Genomic DNA, 20,305 nt, shown 5'->3' with positions numbered 1-20,305 from the left:
TTAATTACTTAAGCACTAATTGTTGAATAAGTACTAAAACGAGTTTTGATGATAAAAAAAGGCGCATATTATATTAATAATATGCGCCTTTTTATTAACTTAGCTTTCGCTAGTTATTATTTTAGCGGTAATGACGGAACCGTAATTCCAGACATTTCAAGCATCACTTGCACAACTTGACAGCTATAACCAAATTCATTGTCATACCAAACGTATAATACTGCACGATCACCATCAACAATTGTTGCTTGTGAATCAACAACACCGGCATAACGTGAACCAACTAAATCGCTAGAAACGATTTCGCTAGATGCTGTGTAATCAATTTGATTTTGTAAAGGTGAGTTTAATGACATATTACGTAAATAATCATTTAACGCTTCTTTATCAGTTGATTTTTTCAGGTTCAAGTTCATGATAGCCATTGAAACATTTGGCGTAGGAACACGAATTGCGTTACCTGTTAATAAACCTTTAAGCTCAGGTAATGCTTTAGCAACTGCTTTTGCTGCACCCGTAGTACTGATAACCATATTTAATGGTGCACTACGACCACGACGAGGCGCTGGATGGTAATTATCAATTAGGTTTTGATCATTTGTATATGAATGGATAGTTTCCACATGACCATTGCGAATACCGTATTCATCGTTAATCGCTTTTAATACTGGTGTAATGGCGTTAGTCGTACAACTAGCCGCAGAGATCATTTTATCTGAAGCTAAAATCATATCGTGGTTAACACCATAAACGATGTTTTTGATATCGCCTTTAGCTGGGGCTGTTAGTAAGACTTTAGCAACACCTTTAGATTTAAGATGTTGGCCTAAACCATCTTCATCAGTCCAGATACCTGTGTTATCAACAACTAAAGCGTTATTGATACCATATTCAGTGTAATCAACTTCTGCTGGAGATTTTGCATAAATAACTTTGATAAAAGCACCGTTGGCTTTAATTACGTTATTTTCTTTATCGATAGTAATGCTGCCATTAAAAGCACCATGAACTGAATCACGACGTAGTAAACTTGCACGTTTTTCTAGATCATCGCCGCCTTTACTTGGACGTAAAACGATAGCGCGAAGGTTTAACTTCGCATTTGGGCCGGCACGTTCGATTAATAGACGTGCTAAAAGACGACCAATACGACCAAAACCATAAAGCACTACGTCTTGGCTTTTTTGATCTGAATTTTCGCGGCTTTCTACCGTAAGTTCTTTATCTAAATATTGTTCAATAGATAGATCATTGGCTTTACCAAGGTATAAATAGTTATAAGCAAGCTTACCTAAATCGATGCGAGCTGGTGCTAAGTCCATTTTATTAATTGCTTCAATAAAAGGGAAGCTTTCACGTAAACGTAATTTACTCTCTTCATGTAGAGCAACAGACTTATGCGCTTTAATAATATCAATAGGAGACGCGTTTAATAACTGACGTCCGTACACTGAAATTTCAATGCCCTTGTTGCGATACAGCTGTCCAATAATGGGTTGCATATTTTCTGCGAACGTTTGACGCTCTTGCCAGCTTGCTTGATATTTTTCCTCAAGATGAGAAGTCATTACTTAAACCTTTTATTTCAGTCAATTAAACAATAGGCTATTATCATAGTGTGCTAGGGTCGATAATAGCTAGTTAGGTATATATTCAGAGGCGTATTGTAATTCAGTATGAAATATTTCTCTACTGGTTACAAAAATCTTTTTGGTATTTTTATGATTAATTTTCGAGAGCTAAAGTTGCTAAAACATTTCACTGTAGCCAAGTGCTGGCCTATCATCCTAGTGCTATCTCTTAATGGCTGTAATGACAGTGTTAATTTGGTGCAACTGTGTAATAAAAATGAAGAAATATGTAATGAATTTGGTCACGATAGCTGGTGTAAAACTCAACGAATAGAAGTCGCATTATCGCGAATTAATGTCAAAAATAATAATCTTGATGCTGATAAATACACTCTACTTGTAGCTTACGAAGGCTATATTAAATGTATGTCGCTAGCATCTCAGATCCAACACATTAAATTAAAAGAAAAAACTACGCTGAGAAAAAATAATTTATTAAAAGCAAAAGTTAACTTATCACTATTGGCCGAGCAAAGTGTTAATTCTAAGCACCCTCACCTGCTTTATTATCACTGGTCAAGAAACTCTAACGAGTTGGCTTTACAGGAGTTTTTAAAACTAGAGGGAACGCCGATTCTTGAAAATTCAACCGCGCAGCTTCATTTAGCGACGTATTATATAAAACGAGACAGTAAGAAAACCTTAGGTTTGTTATACCGTGCCCTAGAGCTTCACCAACCAGGAACTGAACTCTCTACTGAAATAGTACAAACACTTGTCACAATCTTCACTAAGAAAAGACAATATAAGCAAGCATATATTTGGTTACGCACTTATCAGCTTTTACAAGATAAACCCAATGAAATGATTGAGACTAGTCTGAGTAGTTATCAGCGAGTAAACACATTAGATGCAGACTTTCTAGATAAAGTCGCGAAGGCTACTTTAGCGAAAATTGAAGCGGGACAATTTGTTAGCCCGAGTTACTAACCATAGCTATTAATCAAAAAAGGCTTGGTATGACGGGGAAGATAAAGCCTTCAATCTTACCGAAGAAAAGAGTAAAGGCTTTAGCAGGAGTTTACTTAGGCTGGAAGTTTAAACTCAGTGAGTTAACGCAATAGCGTTTACCCGTAGGTTTTGGACCATCATCAAAAACATGGCCGAGATGAGATTGACAGTTTTGACACTGAATCTCAACCCGCTGCATTCCGTGAGAGTAGTCAGTAATGAAAGCAACTTGGCTGGCAATATTAGCAAAAAAACTCGGCCAACCACAACCTGCATCGAACTTACTTTCACTGGTGAATAAAGATTGCTCACAACAGACACAATAATATGTGCCTTGCTGCCAGTGATCATTATAAATGCCACTAAAAGGTTGTTCCGTAGCCGCTAACCGACAAACTTTAAAGGCATCTTCACTTAGTTTATTTTTATAATCATCATTATTTTTCATAATTTAAACCCTACCTTTAAAATATTAACTGTCAAAGGTTAGCTAGTAACTCTTTACTAGAGAATTAACTCGCAACAAGGATAGTTTCTCTTTCCTTGGTTGACCATTGCACATGATATTTTTTACCTGAGGCTTTATCAATACGCTCAAAAGTATGGGCACCAAAGAAGTCTCGTTGGGCTTGCAACAAATTAGCGGGCAATGTTTCACTGCGCATGGAATCGTAATAAGCAAGTGAAGAAGACAAAGCGCCAATCGGTACACCTTGCATAGTTGCAGAGCAAATAGCTTTACGCCAATTTAGTTGACGATCATTAAGTTCCTTAACAAAATACGCATCAAGTAATAAGTTATCTAAATTCTCATTCTGCTGATAAGCATTCATTATTGACTGCAAAAATGCCGCTCGAATGATACAACCTGCACGCCAAATTTTAGCAATACTGGCAAAATCTAGCGTCCAACCATGTTCTTTAGCTGCAAGTTTCATCAATTGAAAACCTTGAGCATAAGCACAAATTTTAGCGCAATACATAGCATCATGTAGTTGCTCAATAACTTCTTCCTGCTCCGCTGCAGTCAAAGGTGCTTGTTGCGGACCCGTAAGCAATGATGATGCTTGAGTTCTGAGTTCTTTAAATGAGGAGATAGAACGCGCGTAAACCGCTTGAGCAATGGTCGGTGCTGGACACCCTACTTCCAAACTGCTCATTGCAGTCCAAAGGCCAGTGCCTTTTTGCCCAGCTTTATCTAAAATCAATTCAACCAGCGGTGTATCAGTATCCGATGATTTATGACGTAATACTTCTACAGATATTTCCATTAAGTAACTGTCTAATGGGCCATCATTCCATTTAGAAAAAATATCAGCAATTTCATCACCGCTTAGATTTAAGCCAGACTTTAACACATGGTAGGCTTCACAGATGATTTGCATATCCGCATATTCTATGCCGTTGTGCACCATTTTAACGTAATGGCCAGCTCCCGCTGGACCAATATAAGCAGCACAAGGCTCACCTTCAGTGATAACTTGCCCTGGCTCGGTACGCTCGAGAGGTTTACCCGTTTTTGCATCGACTTTAGCGGCAATAGCTTCCCAGATAGGTTTAACACGAGCCCAAGCATAAGGAGAGCCACTTGGCATTAATGATGGGCCAAAACGTGCACCAACCTCGCCTCCTGAAACGGCGGAAGAAAATAACAAGAAATTACTCTTGTACTTTTCTTCTCTAGCTACCGTATCAAGCCACAAGCTGTTACCGGTATCAATAATAATATCGTCTGGCTGAATACCGGCACCAATAAGATTTTCACATACTTGGTCAACCGGCGCTCCCGCAGGGACACTTAAGACAATTAAATGAGGTGCTTTAAGTTGCGACAATAACTCAGTATAAGAAGAGCAACCGTACACACGTGGCGTGCCGGTAGTATTCTCTACTTCGTCTTGAGCAATTACCGCTTGAACTTTTTCATCACTTAAATCAAATGCTGCAATATTAAAACCATTATCAGCTAAATTAAGTACTAGGTTTTTACCCATAACACCAAGGCCAATAAAGCCAATGTCACACAAAATTTTATCTTGTGTCATAAATATTTATCCTCTGTCAAATAAGGTCGAGAGACTAGGCTCACTGCTATTATTCAAAATTTTGCGCATTCTATCACGCTATTTCAAAAGTATTGTACAAAATGCGCAATTAATTAAGCTAAAAATGAGTAATTTGGTAATTAAAACAAAACAACGAGTGAATTGTGAAATATTTAGTCATAATAGCTATCTTTATCTTGTAATAATCTCAAAATGGTGTAATTTTACTACATATTGAATTTTAGAGGTTCACCATGAAAATTAGAGTTGGTATTAATGGTTTTGGCCGTATTGGCCGTTTTGTATTTAGAGCTGCTGCTGAGCGTAATGACATTGAAGTTGTTGGTATTAACGATTTAATGGACATTGAGTACATGGCCTATATGTTGAAATATGATTCAACACACGGTCGCTTTAAAGGCACTGTTGATGTAATTGACGGACAGTTAGTTGTTAATGATAAAGTTATTCGAGTAACAGCTGAACGTAACCCTGAAGATTTAAAATGGAATGATATTGAAGTAGATGTGGTCGTTGAGTCTACTGGTTTATTCCTAACTGATGAGACAGCACGTAAACACATCACTGCCGGTGCTAAGCAAGTTGTATTAAGCGCGCCATCTAAAGATGACACACCTATGTTTGTTTGCGGTGTTAACTTAGATAAGTATGACGGCGAAGATATTGTTTCAAATGCTTCATGTACAACTAACTGTTTAGCCCCTATCGCTAAAGTACTCAATGATAATTGGGGCATCCAAGATGGCTTGATGACTACAATTCATGCAACAACAGCAACACAAAAAACAGTTGATAGCCCTTCAGCTAAAGATTGGCGTGGTGGTCGTGGTGCAGGACAAAATATTATTCCTTCATCAACGGGTGCAGCCAAAGCTGTTGGTAAAGTTATACCAGAATTAAATGGTAAATTAACCGGTATGGCATTTCGTGTGCCAACCCCAGATGTATCAGTGGTTGATTTAACGGTTAACTTGAAAAAACCAGCAACTTACGCTGAAATTTGTCAAGCAATGAGCGCTGCCGCTGAAGGCGAATTAAAAGGTATTTTAGATTACACTGAAGATGCTGTTGTTTCTAATGACTTTATCGGTGAAACCTGTACTTCTGTGTTTGATGCTACAGCAGGTATCTCACTAACAGATACTTTCGTGAAAGTGGTTTCTTGGTATGACAATGAAATTGGCTACTCAAACAAAGTACTAGACTTAGTTGCCTTTATTCACCAATATGAAAAATAAACGTACGGTAAGTTACCACGTTGTTTAAACAAAAAAGCTAGGGAAATAACCTAGCTTTTTTTTGCCTCTAATTCGTTCTAGCAAGACTAACTCACTAGTGTTTAACGAATAGATGCATTGATTTGTTGTAAAACCAGTTGAGGATCATCTGCTTTAGTAATTGGGCGACCGATCACCAAATAGTCTACACCAATATCAATCGCTTCTTTAGGTGTCATTATACGCTGTTGATCATCCACCGCTGAGCCAGCTGGTCTTATGCCAGGGGTTATCAACTTAAACTCTTTTCCTAGATCTCTTTTTAATTGTTCAGCTTCCCACGCAGAACAAACCACGCCATCTAAACCACTTCGCTTTGTTAAACTCGCTAAAAAATCTACTTGCTCCGCAGGTGTTTTAGTGATGCCTAAACCACGTAAATCTGCTTCATTCATACTTGTTAGTACAGTAACAGCAATTAATAAGGGTGCATCTTTGCCGTAATTATCTAATGCCTGTTTAGCTTTAGTCATCATTTGACAACCACCACTGGCATGAACATTTACCATCCACACACCTAAATCGGCAGCAGCCGTGACGGCTTTTGCTACCGTGTTAGGGATATCATGAAATTTAAGATCAAGAAAAACATCAAAGCCCTTCCCGGTTAGCGTTTTAACAAATTCAGGGCCATAATACGTAAACATTTCCTTGCCAACTTTCAATCGAGCATCGGCGGGGTTTATCTTATCTACAAAAGATAATGCATCTTGTTTTTTGTCAAAGTCTAAGGCGACTACTACTTTTGGATCTTTCATGGAAATTCCTATTCTTAAAAACAATAGATTCCCGATATATCTTCACATGGAAAGTTCGGGAATGACAATAAGTTTAGTATTAGTAGCTAACTTTAATTCAAGCTAGTTATTAAAACTAATAATGATTCGTTTCAACGTTGTAAAGTGCAAGAGCAAAGAAAAGGCACGGAGCTGACGATAGTCAGTGAGTACTTTTGATGTAGCTCTTGGGTTTTATAACAAAGAAAGGGATTATTATTCCCCTTCGAGACCACGCACTGGTTTTAATTGTTCCCACTCATGACATGATGGGCATGACCAATAGTGTATTTGGCTATTAAAACCACAACTCCGGCAACTATATCTGTGTTTTATTTTTAAATATTCACCAATTAACTCTTTAATTAAATCTAAACTAGCATTGTTAACATCATCTGTTTGTGTCATTTGCATATTAACAAAATGTTCAAAACCACGGATAGTTGGCCTACGCTTTAACGCCGATAGGATAAATTCTAAGGCTTTTTTCTTGCTGTGCTTTTGCTCTACGTAGCTCAGGTAACAAATTAAAGCGCCAGAGCTGGCAGTTTCATCATAAACCTTTTTAATAAAGCTATAGAATTCTTCTAAGGCATCCAATCGCGTATAACAAGCTAACATGGGCTCAATCACATCAGGAAAAAACTCATTATCTTGATGGTAAATAGCTTGATAACATTTAGCAGCTAATTCACATTGCTGATGATTTTCATAAATTTTGGCCATAAGCCAATTAGCACGACATGAATTAGGGTCGAGTAAAAGTGCTTGCTCTAATAACTCAATGACTTCAATAAATTCATCTTGTTCAAAAGCCGTAGTCGCTAATTCACAGTAGAAGTTAGCTAAGGTATGCAGTAAGCGTTTATCATTATGCTTTACGACTAATTTTTGTCTATTTATGCCATGCTGCCAATCTTTTGTTGATTGAAATATTTTCAATAAATACGATAACGATTTTAAGCCATAATCTTTCGACTTTAATAACTTGGTAAACATAGTTTCCGCACGATCATATAAGCCGGCACTCAAAAAATCTTTGCCTAACTCAAACACAGCTTGTTGTTTATCTTTAGTCGGTAGGTGATTAAGCCTAACTAGGTGCTCATGTACTTTTAAGGCGCGATCTAACTCGCCACGTTTACGAAATAAATTTGCCATAGCAAAATGAGCTTCAACACTATCATCCTCAACTTTTAGCGCATCAAGCAGTGAATCAATGGCTTTATCTTGCTGGTTAGATAGCAAGTAATTTAAGCCCGTTGAGTATTTTATTGATAGGTCTTGTTTTGCCGTTTGTTGGTTTTGTTTAATGCTATTACGGCCCATAAACCAGCCATAAGCCATGGCAACGGGTAATAATAAAAAAAGTAGTTCAATCATTAGAGCTCTTGAGACATGTGTATAGAAAATTAAGAAAGTGCAGTGTTAAATCAAATAACACTATGCTTCTTGAGATTTGTTTTTCGCCAGTGCTTTTTTACTTTTTCGTACAATACGCCAAGCAATAGTCACCAATAAACCTAATAAAAAACCTAGGCCGGTAAATAAACTCACCGCGGCAGCCACAGTTAATTCTGTGCGTGCAATTAAGTAATTTAATGTCAGTAACTGATGGTTTTGGCTACCAAAAATAAATGCTAGCGCGAGTAAAACTAAAATAAAAAAGAGTGTTATATATAATCGCACTTTATTCTGCCTTATTAAATTTTGCCAAAAAAAAACGACATGGTTAACATGCCGTTTATTATCTAATTTTTTAGTTAGCTTTGCAATTTATGCTACTGAAAGATTAACTCTTTCACGTAACTCTTTACCAGGCTTAAAGTGAGGAACGTATTTTCCACTTAACTCAACAGACTCACCCGTTTTTGGATTTCTTCCAACTCTAGGTGCGCGATAATGCAATGAAAAACTACCAAAACCTCGAATTTCAATGCGCTCACCTTTTGATAAAGATTGCGCCATTAATTCTAAGATTTCTTTAATCGATTTTTCCACGTCTTTAGCGGATAAATGACTTAATTTATCGGCTAATTTTTCAATAAGTTCTGACTTAGTCATGCTCGACCCTCAGTATTTACCTAGCACCGCGCAACTTTACTAATCGTAAAAATTGGCTCCGCCGATGGCGTTTAAAATAAGAAAAGAGTATCACCACGATAGTGATAAATACTCTTTTCACTTGCTGTAATAATTACAGCACCATTGCAAAGTAAAACTATTTCCGGTTAAGGAATATTAGTTTTTAGCGTTTTTAAACGCTGCAGCCATAGCACTTAAACCAGTTTCTTCAACTTGATTTAGGTTATCCATTGCTTCACGTTCATCAGCTTGATCTTTTGCTTTGATAGATAAGCTAATAGTACGGTTCTTACGATCCACACCCATAAACTTAGCTTCAACGTCGTCACCGACTTTTAATACTGCAGATGCATCTTCGATACGTTCTACAGAAATGTCGCCAACACGTAGGTAACCTTCAACACTTTCAGCTAACTCAATAGTTGCGCCTTTAGCATCAACTGCAGTTACCTTACCAGTAACAATAGCACCTTTTTTCTTATCTGTCAGATACATATTGAACGGGTCGTCTTCAGCTTGTTTAACGCCTAACGAGATACGCTCACGTTCTGGGTCAACTTGAAGAACGATTGCATCGATTTCGTCGCCTTTCTTATAATCACGAACGGCTTCTTCGCCACCAGCCCATGAAATATCAGATAAGTGAACTAAACCGTCAATGCCGCCGTCAAGACCGATGAAGATACCAAAGTCAGTAATTGACTTGATCTTACCTGATACTTTGTCGCCTTTGTTGAAGTTTTTAGCAAACTCTTCCCAAGGGTTAGCAATACACTGTTTAAGACCTAAAGAAATACGACGACGTTCTTCGTCAATTTCTAGTACTAGAACTTCAACAGAGTCACCTAAGTTAACAACTTTAGATGGGTGGATGTTTTTGTTAGTCCAATCCATTTCAGAAACGTGAACTAAACCTTCAACGCCTTCTTGGATTTCAACAAAACAACCGTAGTCAGTTAAGTTAGTTACGCGACCAGAAAGTTTAGAACCTTCTGGGTAACGGTTAGCAATTGCTACCCATGGATCTTCGCCTAACTGCTTCATACCTAGAGATACACGAGTACGCTCACGGTCGAATTTCAATACTTTAACTTGAATTTCATCACCAACATTTACGATTTCACTTGTGTGTTTAACACGTTTCCAAGCCATATCTGTGATATGTAATAAACCATCAATGCCGCCTAAATCAACGAATGCGCCGTAGTCAGTAAGGTTCTTAACGATACCTTTAACTTCTTGGCCTTCGGCTAATGATTCAAGTAATTCATCACGTTCTGCACTGCCTTCAGCTTCAATTACAGCACGACGTGAAACAACTACGTTATTACGCTTTTGATCAAGCTTAATAACTTTGAATTCTAAATCTTTACCTTCAAGGTGAGCAGTGTCACGTACTGGACGAACATCTACTAATGAACCTGGTAAGAAAGCACGGATATTGCTAACTTCAACAGTGAAACCACCTTTAACTTTACCGTTGATAACACCGATAACAGTTTCTTTTTCTTCGTAGGCTTTTTCAAGCACTTGCCATGCTTCGTGACGTTTAGCTTTTTCACGAGATAAAATAGTTTCACCGAAACCATCATCAGTTGCATCTAGAGCTACGTCAATCTCATCACCAACAACTACTTCAAGTTCACCAGCAGCGTTTTTAAATTGATCAATTGAGATAACACTCTCAGATTTAAGGCCAGCATCAACAATAACATTGTCTTTGTTAATGGCTACGATTGTACCCTTGATAATTGAACCAGGGCGTGTTTCGATTTCTTTTAAACTTTCTTCAAAAAGTTCTGCAAAATTTTCCATCATAACTTGTAATAACTCAGCTATTAATCCAGTCAACGTCAATGTTTCATGGGGTGGTTAAGTATGCCCAGTGCATCCATACAGTAGGCTTTCAAATAAAAGTTCTTTAAGGCTAGCAGCTATTAATAATTTAGCTAACTTAAAGCTGGTTGTTTTACGTTAACTTGCCATTGGCAAACATAAGGATTTCATTGACCACTTCCGTAATGGAAAGCTCAGTAGAATCAATAGTTAACGCACCCTCTGCCGGAATAAGTGGAGCTACCTTGCGGTTTTGATCTCGCTCATCTCGTTGACGTATGTCATTCAAAAGGCGACCGATATTAACATCTATCCCCTTTTCTTTCAACTGATTAAACCTTCTTTGTGCGCGTTCTTCTGCGCTGGCAGTTAAAAATATTTTTACTTCGGCTTGCGGGAAAACAACAGTGCCCATGTCTCGACCATCAGCAATTAAACCAGGACTGACACTGAATGCGCGTTGTCTACGTAATAAGGCTTCTCTAACTCGTGGAAATGCGGCTACTTTTGAAGCTAACTCACCAATTTCTTCCGTACGGATGATATCGGTAACGTTCTCGCCTTCTAAAATAACTTTCGCTTCACCTTGACTATTAATTTCAAATTGCACGTCTAAATGAGCGGCCATAGGGACAAGCGGCTCTTCATCATCTAATGAAAGCTGATGGTGCTGAATTGCCACCGCTAGCACGCGATAAATAGCACCGCTATCTAGCAAATGCCAACCTAACTGATCCGCGACTATCCTAGCAACGGTTCCTTTACCAGCGCCACTTGGGCCGTCTATAGTAATTACTGGAGTGCTTTCCTGCATAAATTTTTATCCTAACATCGAAAATCGGCGAAATTATACGGGATTTATAGCGTAAAATCGCGTAAAAACATTATTCTTTACAATTATTAGCAAGAGACTTGGGCTAACTTCTCAAAATAATCAGGAAATGTTTTAGCCGTACATTTAGGGTCGTTAATTGTCACCGCTGTATCACTTAAAGCAACAAGAGAGAAACACATCGCTATTCTATGATCGTTATAGGTATCAATTTCTGCATGTTTCAGTGCTTTTGGTGGCGTAATTGAAATATAATCTTCACCTTCAACAACTTCTGCTCCAACCTTTCTTAGTTCAGTAGCCATGGCGAATAGTCGATCAGTTTCTTTAACTCGCCAGTTATAGATATTTCGAATGGTCGTTGTACCCGTAGCAAATAGAGCCGTAGTTGCAATAGTCATTGCTGCATCAGGGATATGATTCATGTCCATATCAACCGCAGTCAACGGCTTACCCACAACAGTAATGGACTCATCCTTCCAATGAACATCAGCACCCATTTTTTCAAGCACATCAGCAAAGTGTTTATCTCCTTGAACACTCAACTTACCCACTCCATGCACGGTAATTTCGCCACCTTTAATAGCACCAGCGGCTAAAAAGTATGATGCAGATGATGCATCACCCTCCACCATATATTTTTCTAGCGCTTGGTATGACTGGTTACCGCTAACGGTAAAGGACGTATAATCATTATTTTGAACATTGATACCAAATCTATGCATAATATCAAGGGTGATATCAATATAAGGCTTTGAGACTAATTCACCTTCAATTTCAATATTGGTATCTGTAGTTAACAAAGGGGCAATTATTAATATGGAAGTTAAAAACTGACTCGAGATAGAACCATCAATAGTCACAGTATTGCCAGTTAACGCTTTTCCTTTAATTCTTAGCGGTGGGTAATCTTTGTTTTCCAAGTATTCTATATCGCTGCCAAGCTGCGCTAAGGCATCAACTAAATGACCTATTGGGCGCTCTTTCATTCTTTCTTCGCCAGTTAAGATGAATTCACCTTCACTCGCCGCCAGTGCAGCGCACAATGGGCGCATCGCAGTACCTGCATTACCTAAGTATAGCTCCAACGGCTCTTTAGTTTTAAAAAAACCATTATTGCCAACAACAGTACATTCTGTGCCACAATCACTTAACGCATATTCAACACCAAGGCTTTTTAAGGCATTTAGCATATAGTTAATGTCATCACTCACTAATAAATTAGTGATTTTAGTTTTACCTTTAGCTAATGCCGCGATTAACAATGCGCGATTAGATAAACTCTTAGAGCCAGGTAAAAAAATCTCGCCATTAATTTTATTTATTGGATTTAAGGTTAATTGCTCCACTTTACCGATTCCTCTTTTCAAATTGTTGCATAAACTCAATGAGTGCTTGTACACCTGCAAGTGGCATAGCGTTATATATACTTGCACGCATACCACCAACAATTCTATGGCCTTTAAGTGCCGTTAAACCCGCAGCTTCAGATTCAGTTAAAAACTTCTCATTTAAGCTGTCATCTTTTAACCAAAAAGGAATATTCATTTTACTACGATACTGACTTTCAATGTGATTAAGGTATAGTTCGCTATTATCAATCGCTTGATATAGTAGCTCAGCTTTCACCTGATTTACTTTAGCAATTTCCTTAACACCGCCTAAATCTTTGAGCCACTCAAAGACTAGACCGGCAAGATACCAAGCATACGTTGGCGGGGTGTTATACATAGAGTCATTATCTGCAGCGGTTTTATAATTCATAATACAAGGCGTGGCGACTTGAGCATGACCAAGTAAGTCTTCTCGAACAATAACAATGGTTAAACCAGACGGACCAATATTTTTTTGTGCACCCGCGTAGATCAAGCCAAATTTACTAACATCTATTTCATGGGATAAAATAGTAGAAGACATATCAGCAACTATAGGCACGCCATTGGTTTCTGGAATGGTATTTATTTCTAGACCATTAACCGTTTCATTTGGACAATAATGTACATAAGCGGCATCAGGGTTGAGTGGCCAATCTGAACTAGCTAAAAGGCTGGAGTTACCATTTGTGTCTTGATTAATGTTAATAACATTTACGTCACCAAAGTTTTTTGCTTCAGCAACAGCAGCTTTTGACCAAGAGCCAGAGACAATGTAATCAGCAGACTTACCCTGAGGTAATAAGTTAAGCGGGACAGCAGAAAATTGTCCTCGTCCGCCGCCATGACAAAACAGTACTTGATAATTATCAGGAATAGACATTAGCTCACGTAAGTCTGTTTCTGCTTTTTTAGCCATGGCCATGTAGATACCACTGCGGTGACTAAGCTCCATCACAGAGCTTCCTGTATCTTGCCAATTAGTAAACTCTTGTTGTGCTTTTGCCATTACCGCTGTCGGTAACATCGCCGGGCCAGCGCAAAAATTAAAAACTTCAGACATAATCCTTCCTAATCTCTTAACTACTATTTAAATACTATTTTTATTAATAAAATCACATTAAAAAAGGCGGTTATTAGCCGCCCTTTTAAGTATTACTTCAACAACTACTCTTGAGTGTCGTCTCGTGTGCTATCAGCATCATCCTGTTGCGCACTATGCTCGGGATTATGATCACTACTTGTTTCAACGACCTCGTCACCCTCTGCAACTTCTTCAAGTTGTTCTGGCTCCTCAATTTCATCAATACGTTGTAGTGCAACCACATGCTCATCATCAGCAGTACGAATTAGTCGTACCCCTTGAGTATTACGACCGATAACACTCACCTCATTAACGCGAGTACGTACTAAAGTACCGTTATCAGTAATTAGCATGATCTCATCAAGTTCTTCAACTTGCACCGCGCCAACGACTTTACCATTCCGTTCGCTAACCTTGATAGAAACAACACCTTTGGTTGCTCTACTCTTAGCCGGATATTCGGCTAAGTCAGTTCGCTTACCAAAACCATTTTCAGTAATAGTTAAGATAGGGCCATCATTTTTAGGGACAATAAGCGAAACAACTTTTTGATCTCCGTCAAGCTTCATACCACGAACACCAGTACCGGTACGACCAATAGGTTTTAATGCCCATCGTTGTTCGCCTGTTTCTGGATCAAGCTTGATTTCACCTGTTTCACTGTCACGTACTTTCTCATTGAAACGGACAACTTTACCGGCATCAGAGAACAACATAATATCGTTATTGCCATCGGTAATATCAACACCAATTAAGGTGTCATCGTCGCGAAGGTTTAAAGCTATGATGCCGTTAGCACGCTGATTAGAGTATGCATCTAAACGGGTTTTCTTCACCGTACCAGAGGCTGTTGCCATAACAATATACTTATCATCAGCATATTCACGTACTGGTAATATAGCCGTAATGCGCTCATCACTTTCAAGCGGTAAAATATTTACGATAGGACGACCACGAGCGGTACGACTCGCTAATGGTAATTGGTACACTTTCAACCAGTATAATTTACCACGGTCTGAGAAACATAATATGGTGTCATGAGTATTAGCAACCAATAAACGTTCGATGAAATCTTCTTCTTTCATCTTAGTCGCCGCTTTACCTTTACCACCACGACGCTGAGCTTCGTAGTCACTTAACACTTGATATTTAACATAACCTTCATGTGATAAGGTCACGACAACATCTTCTTCAGTAATTAAGTCTTCTAAAGATAAATCATGGGAAGCATTAGTAATTTCAGTGCGGCGTTCATCACCAAACTCTTCACGAATAGCAATAAGCTCTTCACAAATAACTTCCATTAAACGAGCAGGCGTCACTAAGATATGCAATAACTCGGCAATCAGGTCTAATAACGCTTTGTACTCGCTTAGAATTTTATCGTGTTCCATGCCAGATAGTTTGTATAACTGTAAGTCCACAATGGCTTTTGCTTGCTCTGCGGTTAAGTAATATAAACCATCACGAATACCATACTCTGGTTCTAACCATTCAGGACGTGCGGCATCATTACCTGCTTCGCTAAGCATGTTGGCAACAGTACCTAATGACCAACCTTGAGCAATTAGTTTTTCCTCTGATTCCTTTCGGTTGTTCGAAGCTTTAATCAATTCAATGATCGGATCAATATTGACTAAGGCAATCGATAAACCTTCTAAAATATGAGCACGTTCGCGTGCTTTTTTCAGTTCGAAAATAGTTCTGCGGGTTACAACCTCACGGCGATGTAATACAAAAGCTTCTAACATCTCTTTGATATTAAATATTTTAGGTTGGCCATTGGTTAATGCCACCATATTTAAACCAAAAGAAACCTGCATTTGCGTCAGTTTGTATAAGTTATTTAAAACAACTTCACCCACTTCACCGCGCTTGATCTCAATAACCATACGCATGCCATCTTTATCAGACTCATCACGTAGCGCAGAAATACCTTCAAGACGTTTGTCTTTAACAAGCTCAGCCATTTTTTCAATTAAACGTGCTTTGTTTACTTGATAAGGTAGTTCGTGGACTATTATTGTTTCTTTACCCGTGGTTTCATGTACATCGATACTTGCACGTGCACGAATTTTTATTTTACCGCGACCCGTTCGGTACGCTTCTTCAATACCTGCACGACCGCTAATAATACCTGCTGTTGGAAAGTCAGGTCCTGGGATATGTTCTAATATTTCTTCAAACGTTAATTCACTGTTTTCAATAAGCGCTAAACAAGCATTAATGACTTCAGTTAAATTATGCGGAGGAATATTCGTTGCCATACCAACAGCAATACCCGAGGTACCATTCACTAATAAGTTAGGTACACGCGTTGGCATAACGACTGGAATATGTTCTGTACCATCATAGTTAGGCACAAAATCAACGGTTTCTTTATCTAAATCGGCGAGAATAGAATGGGCAATTTTAGACATGCGAATTTCGGTATAACGCATTGCGGCTGCACTATCACCATCAACAGAACCAAAGTTACCCTGGCCGTCTATCAGCATGTAACGTAATGAGAATGGTTGCGCCATACGAACGATGGTATCGTAAACAGCTGTATCACCATGGGGGTGATATTTACCGATTACATCACCAACCACACGGGCTGATTTCTTGTAGGCTTTGTTCCAATCATTGCCTAAGACATCCATGGCAAATAAAACCCTACGATGTACAGGCTTTAAACCATCACGAACATCAGGCAATGCACGCCCAACTATTACGCTCATAGCATAATCTAAATAGGAGGTTTTTAGTTCATCTTCAATATTTACTGGAACTATTTGTTTGGCCAGATCGGACATAAATCGATGGTATCCCTTAACTAATTCTTTTGCTTAACAATACTACTCATATAGCAAGGCTACTTTCTAGTATTGTATAAACGGTATTTTAAAGATTTTTATTGTTATCTAATAGATACTAATAATAGTGATCAACGCAGCATACTAGCATTAAAATGTTTGATGCCATACCGCTTTATTTAAAGCTTTTTTTAGGGGTAATGAACCGCTTAAAAAAGCACCGAATAAGCCTCAATTTGATCTATACCCTTTGTTTAAAAATAACTTTCGTTTAGAATCTAATCATTGATAATTAACTTTAAGTATAAAAAGATATGTCAGCCAAATCTCTTAACGTAAATGAAAAAGAAATCGAAAAATTTGAAAAAATTGCCAGCCAGTGGTGGGATCTCAGTGGTGACTTTAAACCGTTACATCAAATCAACCCATTAAGAGTGCAATTTATATGTCAACATATTGCCCAGCAAGATATCGACACTCATTCAAATAATGGTGTATTTGATAAGCAAGTAATAGATGTAGGCTGTGGTGGTGGCATATTATCTGAATCATTAGCAAAGTTAGGCGCTGAGGTAACGGGTATAGATATGGGTACTGAACCCTTAAATGTTGCTAAACTACACGCGTTAGAAACAGGCTTAGCTATTAATTACCAGAAAATTACCGCAGAAGAGAAAGCGCTAGAATCTACTGGCCATTTTGATGTGGTTACCTGCATGGAAATGCTGGAACATGTACCAGACCCTGAATCTGTCATTCAAGCGTGTGCTGCATTAGTTAAATCGGGTGGTTTGGTATTCTTTTCCACCCTTAATAAAAATATCAAATCTTACTTGCTGGCCATAGTAGCAGCAGAAAAAATCTTCAAACTCGTCCCTGACGGTACCCATGATCATGATAAGTTTATTCGCCCTTCACAACTCATTGGCTGGGCTGAGTCTCATGAATTAAAGTGCATTGATGCCAGTGGTATTCACTTCAACCCGCTGACAGAAAATCACAAGTTAATAGACTCTCTTGATGTTAATTATATCTTATGTTGTCGTAAGCTTTAATTGTTAGCACAAAATCATATCCAGTTAACATTTTGTATGCTCAAGTTGAGGAATAAGAGTGTTGTATTAATAGCCAAGTTGTTCAAACATTAAACTACCCTACCATATTACCGCTAAGCAATTGTAATAAATGGTTTTTTTTCATCTTAGATTAAATCACTATAGCGAGTATAGATTTTCATTAAAAATAATTTATATAATTCAGTTGAGAGTAAAATAACGAAAATAATCGTTGCTTTTAGCAAATTCCAAAATGAAAAAGTCTTGCTAGGTTAGTCAACACTAACCCTAGATTTCGGGTCATTAAAAAGGTAAAGATCAACTTATTTTATCGCTTGCAAAAGTGGTCAAACCTCATTATCTTGTGTTTGGAATTATAAAAAACCCTAGATATTGTGCATTCGATGCTCAGTTGTTATTTTTTAATACTACGTTTTAGGCACTGATTGCTAAGACGTGTGTGGGCTTTTTTATTAGGGAAGTTTTAGACCCTTTTTATTAGGGACGATAAATAAACAATAACAATAATCTCTTTGCAGGAATTACATGAATAACAACCTCTTTGTAACTAAACGAAATGGTGAGAAAGAAGCCATTGATTTAGAAAAAATTCACCGTGTTATCGCTTGGGCAGCAGCAGGGTTAGAAAATGTCTCCGTATCTCAAGTAGAATTAAAGTCTCACATTCAGTTTTATGACGGAATCAAAACTGCCGATATTCATGAGACTATTATTAAATCGGCTGCTGACTTGATCTCTGAAGAAACGCCAGATTACCAGTATTTATCTGCTCGCTTAGCTGTGTTCCATTTACGTAAAAAAGCCTACGGTCAATTTGAGCCGCCAGCCCTTTATGATCACGTAGTTAAGTTAGTTGAAGCGGGTAAATATGATCAGCACTTATTAGCTGATTATAGTCAAGATGACTTTGAGCATATGGCAAGCTTTATGGATCACACTCGTGACCTTAACTTTAGCTATGCGGCAGTTAAACAACTTGAAGGTAAGTATCTAGTTCAAAATAGAGTTACCGGTGAAATATATGAGAGTGCTCAATTTCTTTATATTTTAGTTGCTGCCTGTTTGTTTGCTAAATACCCAAGCAAGACCCGCTTGCGTTATGTAGAAGATTTTTACCACGCTATTTCAAGTTTTAAAATTTCATTGCCAACACCGATTATGGCTGGTGTTCGTACACCAACACGTCAATTCTCATCTTGTGTTCTGATTGAATGTGGTGATAGCTTAGACTCAATTAATGCCACATCAAGCGCCATCGTTAAATATGTATCGCAACGAGCTGGTATTGGTGTTAATGCTGGTCGAATTAGAGCATTAGGCAGTACCATTAGAAACGGTGAAGCATTTCATACCGGTTGTATTCCCTTTTTCAAGCACTTTCAAACAGCGGTAAAAAGTTGTTCACAAGGTGGTGTACGTGGTGGTGCAGCTACATTGTTTTATCCTTTGTGGCACTTGGAAGTTGAAAGTTTACTGGTACTTAAAAATAACCGTGGTGTAGAAGAAAACCGTGTTCGCCATTTAGACTATGGTGTGCAATTTAATAAGCTGATGTACCAACGCTTAATTAAAGGTGGCCATATTACCCTATTTAGCCCAAGTGATGTTCCTGGACTATACGATGCTTTCTTTGAAGACCAAGAAAAATTTGATCGCTTATATGTGCAATATGAGAACGATGACTCGATTCGTAAAAAACGTATTAAAGCAATAGAGTTATTTACCTTGTTTGCTCAAGAACGTGCCAGCACGGGTCGTATATATTTGCAAAACGTCGATCACTGTAATACTCATAGTCCGTTTGAGCCAAGTAAAGCCGCTATTCGTCAAAGTAACTTGTGTTTAGAAATTGCCTTACCTACTAAACCAATGAATGACATTAACGATGAAAATGGTGAAGTAGCACTTTGTACACTGTCAGCATTTAACTTAGGCGTTATCGATTCATTAGATGAGTTAGAGGGTTTAGCTGATCTAGCCGTTCGCGCCTTAGATTGTTTATTAGATTATCAAGATTATCCCCTTGCTGCTGCAAAAAGTGCCAGCATGGCAAGAAGAACTCTTGGTATAGGTGTTATTAATTATGCTTATTACCTAGCGAAAAATGGTCTTTATTATTCAAATGGCAGCGCGAATAACTTAACCCATCGTACCTTTGAAGCCATTCAGTTTTATTTATTAAAAGCGTCAAATGAATTAGCTAAAGAGCAAGGTGCTTGTCCTAAATTTCATGAAACTCGCCTAAGCCAAGGTATATTGCCCATTGATACATATAAGAAAGATGTTGATGAGATAGTACCAAATGACCTATTACTTGATTGGGAGTCTTTACGGGAAGAGGTATTGGAATATGGAGTCAGGAACTCAACTTTGTCCGCACAAATGCCATCGGAGAGCAGTTCCGTTGTGTCAAATGCCACAAATGGAATTGAACCACCTAGAGGATACCTGTCCATTAAGAAGTCGAAAAAGGGGCCTTTGAAACAGATAGTACCCGGATATCAACATTTAAAAAATAAC

16 protein-coding genes are annotated in these 20,305 nt (G+C 38.2%); 4 read left to right on the top strand and 12 right to left on the bottom strand.

Features of this window, described 5'->3' with window-relative positions:
* Positions 1-116 precede the first annotated feature (116 nt).
* Positions 117-1,568 (bottom strand): glyceraldehyde-3-phosphate dehydrogenase, encoded by a 1,452-nt coding sequence (locus tag HRT50_RS08050; protein ID WP_291613203.1) that lies wholly within the window; start codon positions 1,566-1,568, stop codon positions 117-119.
* A gap of 153 nt (positions 1,569-1,721) precedes the next feature.
* On the opposite strand from HRT50_RS08050, the gene HRT50_RS08045 reads away from it, so the two are divergent.
* Positions 1,722-2,561 carry a DUF2989 domain-containing protein gene (locus HRT50_RS08045; RefSeq protein WP_291613200.1) on the top strand — a complete coding sequence of 280 codons (840 nt, stop codon included), beginning with the start codon at positions 1,722-1,724 and terminating at the stop codon, positions 2,559-2,561.
* Positions 2,562-2,652: 91 nt separating this feature from the next.
* On the opposite strand, the gene msrB is transcribed toward HRT50_RS08045, so the two are convergent.
* On the bottom strand, positions 2,653-3,030 hold the full coding sequence (gene msrB / locus HRT50_RS08040; RefSeq protein ID WP_291613199.1) for a peptide-methionine (R)-S-oxide reductase MsrB: 378 nt from the start codon (positions 3,028-3,030) through the stop codon (positions 2,653-2,655).
* Positions 3,031-3,094: 64 nt separating this feature from the next.
* Complete coding sequence (gndA, locus tag HRT50_RS08035; protein WP_291613197.1) at positions 3,095-4,627, bottom strand: NADP-dependent phosphogluconate dehydrogenase; 1,533 nt, start codon at positions 4,625-4,627, stop codon at positions 3,095-3,097.
* Positions 4,628-4,881: 254 nt separating this feature from the next.
* Between gndA and gap the strand changes: the two genes are divergently transcribed.
* The gene (gene gap / locus HRT50_RS08030; protein WP_291613195.1) at positions 4,882-5,886 is read left to right on the top strand and encodes a type I glyceraldehyde-3-phosphate dehydrogenase; all 1,005 of its coding nucleotides are present in this window, start codon (positions 4,882-4,884) and stop codon (positions 5,884-5,886) included.
* Positions 5,887-5,987: 101 nt separating this feature from the next.
* On the opposite strand, the gene pyrF is transcribed toward gap, so the two are convergent.
* The 9 genes from pyrF to gyrA form a co-directional block, all read right to left on the bottom strand.
* Positions 5,988-6,683: an orotidine-5'-phosphate decarboxylase gene (gene pyrF / locus HRT50_RS08025; RefSeq protein ID WP_291613193.1), complete on the bottom strand. Its 696-nt coding sequence runs from the start codon at positions 6,681-6,683 to the stop codon at positions 5,988-5,990.
* A gap of 234 nt (positions 6,684-6,917) precedes the next feature.
* Complete coding sequence (gene lapB, locus HRT50_RS08020) at positions 6,918-8,084, bottom strand: lipopolysaccharide assembly protein LapB (RefSeq protein ID WP_291613191.1); 1,167 nt, start codon at positions 8,082-8,084, stop codon at positions 6,918-6,920.
* A 60-nt stretch (positions 8,085-8,144) separates the two neighbouring features.
* Positions 8,145-8,390 (bottom strand): lipopolysaccharide assembly protein LapA domain-containing protein, encoded by a 246-nt coding sequence (locus HRT50_RS08015; RefSeq protein WP_291613189.1) that lies wholly within the window; start codon positions 8,388-8,390, stop codon positions 8,145-8,147.
* An 87-nt stretch (positions 8,391-8,477) separates the two neighbouring features.
* Positions 8,478-8,765: an integration host factor subunit beta gene (gene ihfB / locus HRT50_RS08010; protein ID WP_057831144.1), complete on the bottom strand. Its 288-nt coding sequence runs from the start codon at positions 8,763-8,765 to the stop codon at positions 8,478-8,480.
* A gap of 177 nt (positions 8,766-8,942) precedes the next feature.
* On the bottom strand, positions 8,943-10,604 hold the full coding sequence (gene rpsA / locus HRT50_RS08005; RefSeq protein WP_291613226.1) for a 30S ribosomal protein S1: 1,662 nt from the start codon (positions 10,602-10,604) through the stop codon (positions 8,943-8,945).
* A gap of 151 nt (positions 10,605-10,755) precedes the next feature.
* Complete coding sequence (gene cmk, locus HRT50_RS08000) at positions 10,756-11,436, bottom strand: (d)CMP kinase (RefSeq protein WP_291613185.1); 681 nt, start codon at positions 11,434-11,436, stop codon at positions 10,756-10,758.
* A gap of 86 nt (positions 11,437-11,522) precedes the next feature.
* On the bottom strand, positions 11,523-12,803 hold the full coding sequence (gene aroA / locus HRT50_RS07995) for a 3-phosphoshikimate 1-carboxyvinyltransferase (protein ID WP_291613183.1): 1,281 nt from the start codon (positions 12,801-12,803) through the stop codon (positions 11,523-11,525).
* A gap of 1 nt (position 12,804) precedes the next feature.
* Positions 12,805-13,890, bottom strand: coding sequence for a 3-phosphoserine/phosphohydroxythreonine transaminase (gene serC, locus HRT50_RS07990; RefSeq protein ID WP_291613181.1), 1,086 nt, complete (start codon positions 13,888-13,890; stop codon positions 12,805-12,807).
* 104 nt (positions 13,891-13,994) lie between these two features.
* Positions 13,995-16,709, bottom strand: a complete 2,715-nt coding sequence (gyrA, locus tag HRT50_RS07985) for a DNA topoisomerase (ATP-hydrolyzing) subunit A (protein ID WP_291613179.1) — start codon at positions 16,707-16,709, stop codon at positions 13,995-13,997.
* Positions 16,710-17,023: 314 nt separating this feature from the next.
* Here gyrA and ubiG point away from each other — a divergent pair, with 314 nt between their 5' ends.
* Positions 17,024-17,764 carry a bifunctional 2-polyprenyl-6-hydroxyphenol methylase/3-demethylubiquinol 3-O-methyltransferase UbiG gene (ubiG, locus tag HRT50_RS07980; protein WP_291613177.1) on the top strand — a complete coding sequence of 247 codons (741 nt, stop codon included), beginning with the start codon at positions 17,024-17,026 and terminating at the stop codon, positions 17,762-17,764.
* Between the two features lie 546 nt (positions 17,765-18,310).
* Positions 18,311-20,305: class 1a ribonucleoside-diphosphate reductase subunit alpha (gene nrdA / locus HRT50_RS07975; protein WP_291613175.1), on the top strand; the 1,995-nt coding region annotated here is incomplete at its 3' end.

Origin of the sequence: Colwellia sp., assembly GCF_013215345.1 — a bacterium.
GTDB lineage: Bacteria > Pseudomonadota > Gammaproteobacteria > Enterobacterales > Alteromonadaceae > Colwellia.
This window is presented reverse-complemented; position numbering and strand designations above follow the sequence as displayed.